The 6659-nt window shown below is 69.8% G+C and carries 6 protein-coding genes; 5 read left to right on the forward strand and 1 reads right to left on the reverse strand.

Annotation, left to right across the window (positions count from 1 at the left end; translation table 11 throughout):
• Nucleotides 1–134: 134 nt before the first annotated feature.
• A complete protein-coding gene (locus PV721_RS11765) occupies nt 135–2354 on the reverse strand; it encodes an AAA domain-containing protein (RefSeq protein WP_319723095.1) in 2220 nt (739 codons plus the stop codon).
• Between PV721_RS11765 and PV721_RS11770 the strand changes: the two genes are divergently transcribed.
• From PV721_RS11770 to PV721_RS11790, 5 genes are all read left to right on the forward strand, one after another.
• Nucleotides 2332–2523, forward strand: a complete 192-nt coding sequence (locus PV721_RS11770) for a DUF2397 family protein (protein ID WP_319723096.1) — start codon at nt 2332–2334, stop codon at nt 2521–2523. The genes PV721_RS11765 and PV721_RS11770 overlap by 23 nt on opposite strands.
• Before the next feature lie 15 nt (nt 2524–2538).
• Entirely contained in the window at nt 2539–2781 is a 243-nt protein-coding gene (locus tag PV721_RS11775; protein ID WP_319723098.1) for a DUF2399 domain-containing protein, read from the forward strand.
• A 1424-nt stretch (nt 2782–4205) separates the two neighbouring features.
• Nucleotides 4206–5063 (forward strand): papain-like cysteine protease family protein, encoded by an 858-nt coding sequence (locus PV721_RS11780; RefSeq protein WP_319723100.1) that lies wholly within the window; start codon nt 4206–4208, stop codon nt 5061–5063.
• A gap of 14 nt (nt 5064–5077) precedes the next feature.
• A complete protein-coding gene (locus tag PV721_RS11785) occupies nt 5078–6070 on the forward strand; it encodes a hypothetical protein (RefSeq protein ID WP_319723102.1) in 993 nt (330 codons plus the stop codon).
• Nucleotides 6067–6306, forward strand: a complete 240-nt coding sequence (locus PV721_RS11790) for a galactose oxidase early set domain-containing protein (protein ID WP_319723104.1) — start codon at nt 6067–6069, stop codon at nt 6304–6306. The genes PV721_RS11785 and PV721_RS11790 overlap by 4 nt, the downstream gene beginning before the upstream one ends.
• Nucleotides 6307–6659 lie beyond the last annotated feature (353 nt).

Here is a 6659-nt window from a genome sequence, read left to right on the forward strand (position 1 = left end):
GCCCATTCCGTCCTGCACTGCCGGACTTGGCGGAAACTCCGAGAATCCTAACGGCAGGCAGTGACAGCCGGACCTGATCGGAGTGAAAAGGAGCAGGTCCCCGGTGTGGTGGCTGGGCACGGACAGGAGAGGTGTCAGCGGCCCGCCCGCAGATGGATGTCCTGGGTCCAGGCGTTGGAGCGCCCGGAAGGGGTGGTCTTGCACGCGGTGGCGTAGCAGCGCCAGAACCAGTTGCCGTTCTTCCGCCGCCGGATCTCGATCTCCGTGCCCCGGCACCGGCCGCACTTCGGCGGGCGGGCGAAGGTCTCCGCGTGCTCGTGCGCGAGCAGCTTGCGGGCGAAGTACGCGCCGCGCATCGCGACCATCACCTCCCGGGTCCAGCTCTGGGACAGGGCGTTCAGGCTGCCGAGCAGGACGGTCCGCTCGTCGAAGACCGCGATCTTCTGATGCATGACGTTCATCGGGATCACGGTGTGGGCCACGGCGCGCAGGTCCGTGATCAGCGCCTGGCTCGCGGGCTTGCGCTGCAACTGGTCCGTGTCGTCGCGGATGAAGACGGTGATCCGCACCCCCCGGTCAGCGGCGGCAGCCAGGGCGGGCAGCAGGGAGCGGAGCCGCTTCGCGACCCACGGCGCCCAGAGCCACAGCGAGTGGTGTGCCCGGTGGATCTCCTCGGTGAAGGTGTCGTAGAAGGTCCTCTCGTCGTGGACGTCGGTCACCTCCACGTGCCGGCCCAGCACCTCCGCCAGGGCCGTGCCGAACTCGCCGCGGAACGGGACCGGGGCCTTCGGCGGGGCGATCAGGTGCTTGGCCTTCAGGACCCGGACGCCCGGGGATCCGATCAGCGCGGCGAGCCGGGCCAGGGCCGTTCCGGGCTTGGCGTTCCTGACGCGGGCCCCGCCGGCGACGACGTACAGCCGGGCCTTCGTCCGGGTCACCGCCACGTTGAACAGGCGGACGCTGTTGCGGTGCCAGGCGTCGGCCCCCGGCTGCCGGTGGGCGAGGGCCATCCACAGCTCGCGGCTGTCCCCGCTGCCCTCCACCGTGTCGAAGACGACGACGTCGAACTCCCGGCCCTGGAACCGGTGGGCCGTACCGACCTCCGCGAGCGGACGCCCTGCGCCTTCGACGTCGCGCAGTGCCTCCAGGGTGGCCTCGGCCTGGACGCCGTACGGGGTGACGATGCCGGCCTCTTCACCCTGCTCGCGGTGGAGTTCCACCAGGGCCCGGGCGATGAGGGAGCCGGCCGGCCACCACCCCTTGCGGCTGCCGTTCAGGTGGGCACGGGCCAGCTCGCGCAGGCCGTCGGTGTCGATGAGGACGATCTCGGGGTCGTTGTCCGGTCGCTCCCGCAGCACCTGGGGGCCGCCCGTGAGGACACCCCCGTAGGCGAGGTCGTTGGCCAGACGCATGACGGCGTGGCCGAACCGGTGCTGTTCGGTGAGCGTGACGCAGGACGGGTGCGCCCGGGCGTCGGAGGGTTCCTGGATTCCGCAGTGCTGGAAGACGTCCGGGTGCAGCCACCGCTTGATGTCGGGGCGGTCGTTGTTGCCGAGGGTCGGCGGGATCACCGGCCCCAGCTGCATGAAGTCCCCGAGCAGGACGGCCGCCCGGTCCGCTTTTCCGGTGGCGAGCAGGACCTCGGGGAGGGTCGCGGCACCCGCCTCGTCGACGAGGACCACGTCGTACGGCCCCTCGAAGACCGTTCGGTTAATGCGGAACCGGGCCAGGGTGGTGGCGACCAGCTTGGCGGACTTGATGATCTCGCCCTGGGCGTTGCGGGCGAGCCGTTCGTACTCCTCCTGCGCCTGCTGGTACTGCTTCTCCAGGTCCGGGCGGCGGGTGCGGTCGGCGGCCACGGCGGGACGCAGTCGTTCGGCCCGCTCGTGCTGGGCCGGCCAGCCCCGTCCGGCGGCGTGTTCGGTCAGGTCATGGGCCTGCCGGGTGCGGACGGCGGTCTCGGAGGCCCGGATCGCCTCCTGTTCGAGGGCGACCGCCCGTTGCTGCGCCTGCTCGCTCTCGACCAGGAGGGACGCGGCATCGGCTTCGAGCCGGGCGATCTGGTCCCGGGTGAGGGGATGGTCTCGGCCAGTGCGTTGATGCGTGCACCGATACGGGCGATGTGCGCGGTCGCGGTGGCGCGGGCCTCCTGGGCTGCCACACGGGCGTCGGTGGCGGCCCGCCGCGTCCGCCAGTTCGTCCTGGAGGGCGGTGATCGTGTCGCGCTGTCGCCACCTGCCGACGGCGCCCTTCGCCTCAAGGTGCGCCGCGAAGTACGACGGCGCGTCGAATCCCGCTTCGGCGCGCTCGCCGACAGTGCGCGGGTCGTTCGTGGGCTCCCTCCAGCGCACCATCGATCTGCACGAGGTGGAGGAAGGGGTCTTCCTCTCCTGCGAGGACCGGCTGAGCCAGTATCTGGAGCGGTCCATCCAGAACCTGATCACGCTGGACGGCCGGATCGCCCGGCTGATCCTGGAGCTGGAGGAGGGCGGCCCGATCGAGATCTTCATGAGGGTGGCATAACGGGCCGCTACCACGGTGACTTCGACTGGGGCGGGCTGCGCATCGCCTCCGCCCTGCTGCGCCGCGTCGCGGCAGCCGTGGCGGCGGTTCACGGCTGCCGAATACCGGGCTGCGGAGCTTACGGGGCCGGTAGTATCGCCCCTCATCGGCCGCCCGGCCGAAGCTCCCTGGGACCCGGAGCTGTCCGGCCCACTCGCGGAACTCGGTAGCCGGGAGGAGGAGACGGTAGTCGGTCAGTTGTTGTCAGACCTGGTGTGACGACATGCAGCCCTGGTTCGTCACGACGCTCGTTTGACGCTCCAGGCACGTGCAGTACAGCTCAGAACGATCACGCACCGCCGCTGACCTGAACTGCCCAGTCCTCCTCGCATTACGCCATATTTTCGATGACGCACCACGTGGAGTGCGTGGCGATCCTGGAGCCGATCCGTGACGACTCCTGATCTGGCTGCAGGTGCCGCTGTCTGTGCGCAGGAGCCCAGCCCCCGGTCCGGCAGGGCCGGCTGGGCGGGCCCCGGGCCCGCCCGGAGGGCGGGAGGGTGCGTGAGGCGGAGGCCCCTGCGCCGCTGGTCCTTGTAGTGGGCGGCGGCCGATGAAGACCTTCACGGGTTCCCCGTCGTGTGCGGTCATGAGGCCGCGGAAGACGGTGTCGAGCTGGGGCTGCGGCAGGGCGCGTCGGGTGTCCCTCCGTGTGTGCTCCCTGCACGTAGGACCTTGTCCCGAAGGGTCCGCGGCAGGCGTGCCAGTGTCGTTGCCCATCCGGTCGTTCCCGCCCGCGACGAGGGCGGGCCTGGGCTCGCCGGGCCCTTCAGTCCGGCTGGTGGCTCAGCCGGAAAAGGTCCGAGAGATTTCCCTTTCTGAAATGATGGAGAGTCACGCGCCGTACACTCTCGGCGATTTCACTATTTGACGTTGCGTCCAATAAAGGGATGCGATGTATCAAGTTTGCGTAAAGTCGTGCGTCGGCGGGCGTGTGTGAATGGCCTGGACCAAAGCGCGAGTGATCTCCAACTGGATTGTGTCTCAGGTGAATTGACGTTCCGTCATGTCGGGTCCTTTCGGTGATTGAATAGGCGACATCTTCGCGCGTAGAGCAACTTCGTTCGTATCCCTCCGTCCCTCTGGCAGGATTCCCGGCACCCGATCCACTCAAGGGAAGAGGTGCGGTTGTGCCTGGTCTCAGAGGGCCTGAACCTCAGTTTCACCGGCAGTGCAGGGCCCCCGGCCCGACCGAATGTGACGCTCGGTCAGTCGGTGCGGCCCGGCGGTAGTCGTCTGGGCAGGTCGGCAGACCAAGCACCTCCAGTTCGGCAGCCCCATCGCTAGCGGTGTCGCCACCGGGCATCGCAGTTCGCCGCCACCTGCGGAACCATCACCCGCACGGTGAGCGCGACCGGCGCAGACGCCGTCGGCCCATCGCCGCTGGTGCCTTCCCCGGCCCATCCCGGCGGCTTCGCCATCAACATGCTTGCCTCGTAAGGCGGTTGAGCTGTCCACACTTGGCGGCGCCGCTCCGGGCCCCGGTCCTCGGAGTGCCGGCGGTCTCGCCGCAATCGCCGCGCAGTGGAGTCCGTCGCGGCTGCCCGGACGGCCGTGATGTTCCGTGACCGGCGGGCCGGCTGTTCGTCACCCATCCCGAGCGCCGCCGGGCAAGCAAGTCACGCATTCTCAGATCAAGGAGCATGATGCACAGACGTCGCGCGTCCCGCCGCAAGAAAACGCTGATAGCCGCAATGACCGCCGCACTCTCGGGCGGTCTCCTGTTCGGCTTCGGCGCCCTTGCCCAGGCCGACGTGGTCAGCGGCACGGTCATTGGCGGGCAGGGCAACTACAGAACCGTCAACCACCGGGCCAAGCCGTCCCTTTCGGCTCAGGTGAACGGTTCCTCGAAGGTGGGGGACAGGATCCGGATGTCCTGCCGGACCACCGGCGACACCGTGGAGAACAATCCGCGTTGGATCTACACCGGCTCGTACTACATCGCCGACGCCTTCATCAGCGAGAACACCACCCCCCTGCCGGTGTGCGGTTCGAGTCCGAACCCGAACCCGAAACCCACGACCGCGAAGACCCTCCCGATCGTCATGCAGAAGCAGGTCAGGACCCAGTGGTGCTGGGACGCCTCCGGCGTGACCATCGCCAAACACTGGGGCCGCTCCGTCAGCCAGGAGCAGTTCTGTCAACTCGCCGCCCAGGGAACCTGGGTGGACTGCAACAATCAGCCCGCGACGCTGGAGGACATGGCCAACGGCCTGGCCCGGCTGGGGCTGAGGAACAGCGGCCGCAGCCTGTACCGCAACGCCTCGTTCAGTGAATCGGCCACCGAGATCGCCGCGGGCCGGCCGTTCGCGGTCCGGTTCGGCTGGCGCACCGGCGGCGGTCACATGAACGTCATCTACGGCTACGACAGCGCCACCAACATGATCGCGGTCGGTGACCCGTGGCAGACCACCCAGACCTACACCTGGTGGAACCACGCCACTTACGTGAACAACAACTCGTTCCAGTGGACCCACTCCCGCATCGGGATCCAGGGCTGAGGAGAACACCGACCATGCAGACCACGCAGACCATGCGACGCACCAGGCACGCGGCCGTCCGGGCCGCGGTCCTCACCACGGCCGCGCTCGCCGCCGCCCTGTGCGGAATCGTTCCCGCACAGGCTGCGGAGGGTGACAGCATCGCGGGCTACCCGTCCGCGCAGCAGGCCATCCGCAGTGGCCAACTTCGCGACACCGTCTCCCGGTTCCTGGTCTCGGCCCGGCAGGCCGGCAGCGCCCCCGCCGCGGACGGCGGTGCCGTCGGCGCCCCGGGCAACGCGCCGGCCGCCGTCGCCGCGCCGCCCGCGTTCGATCTCAAGGACCCGGTGCCGATGTTCGAGATCAGCCCCGAGTTCGTGACCGGCAAGACCCGGGCTACCCCGGAGACCGCGCTCCGGCTCTCCTACCTGGCCTCCCGGGTGACCGCCTCCGACGGCAAGCACGCCGCCGTACTGCTCGAGCCCAAGGGCAACGCCGCTGCCACGGAAGGCGCCGTGCAGAACGTCGGTGCCGAGGGCTGGCAGCTGGCCGGAATCCGGGACGGGGACGCCGAGCTCGGCTTTGCGGAGCGCGGCACTCCGCAGGCCCGTACCTTCACCGAGCCTCAGATCCACGCCTGGTACCGGCTCACCCCCGAAGGCACGGTCGAGCCGCTCAACGAGGAGGCGACCACGGGCCTCGGCGGGAAGCGCGGCGTCACCCTCGCCGCGTACCAGAAGCTGGTCACGGCCCGCTACGGCGACAAGATGCCCGGCTCGGAGTACGACCGCAAGGGCCTGGCCGGCGGGTACGGAGGCCTCGTGGAGGACCAGCCGGAGAAGGTGGCCGCCGTGTCCGGAACGCCGGTGGCCGCCGCGTCCGGAATGGCGGCCGAGGCGTCCTGGCAGCCGGTCGCCATCGCCGGGGCCACGGGCCTGGCGGCGATCGGCGGGGTCGTGGTGTACGTACGCCGGCGGGGGACGGCCACCGCGGCGGCCCCATCGGCTACGACTCCCGCTTCAGGGTGACGACTTCGCCTCCCGGTCAGGTCAAGAAGGCCGTCCTGCTGGCGCCGACCACCGCGACCCACGCCGTCAACACGAGTCAGCGCCACCTGGAACTGCGGATCGTCCACCGTGAGGGCAACACGATCGGGCTGCAGGCCCCGCCCTCCGCGAACGACGCCCCGCCCGGCCACTACATGCTCTTCCTGCTGGACGAGAAGGGGGTACCGAGCACCGCCACATTCGTCTCCCTGCGCTGAGGGAAACGAAACTGAAGGAAACGAACGGTAGCGACGGCCCGTCCTGGATTCCGGACCCACGGATTCCGGGGCGGGCCGTCGCCCGTGAGGACCGCTGGGCACCAGCCAAGTGCATTCGTCCCCGTTCGTGTGTCCGTGTCCGTGCGCTGCGGCGCGTCGCCGGCGACGAGGAGGCGTACGTCAGCGGAGGCCCGCATCGCCCACCCTTGCCCCGCGCACGAGGGGTTCACCACCACCGTCCGGCGCAAGGGGTGAGGACGGGGCCGTGGTCGGGCCGGCATGCGCCCTGCCGCTCCGGTTGCGTTCCGTCCTATGATCGCCACTCCGCGTACGAGGGGGGCTTGGTATGGGGG

This window comes from Streptomyces sp. MB09-01, assembly GCF_033794505.1.
In the GTDB taxonomy this organism is placed as follows: Bacteria; Actinomycetota; Actinomycetes; order Streptomycetales; family Streptomycetaceae; genus Streptomyces.

Coding starts and splice junctions, on each gene's coding strand:
- PV721_RS11765 (WP_319723095.1), bottom strand. CDS start 2,354: ATGGTGCGCTGGAGGGAGCCCACGAACGACCCGCGCACTGTCGGCGAG.
- PV721_RS11780 (WP_319723100.1), top strand. CDS start 4,206: ATGATGCACAGACGTCGCGCGTCCCGCCGCAAGAAAACGCTGATAGCC.
- PV721_RS11785 (WP_319723102.1), top strand. CDS start 5,078: ATGCAGACCACGCAGACCATGCGACGCACCAGGCACGCGGCCGTCCGG.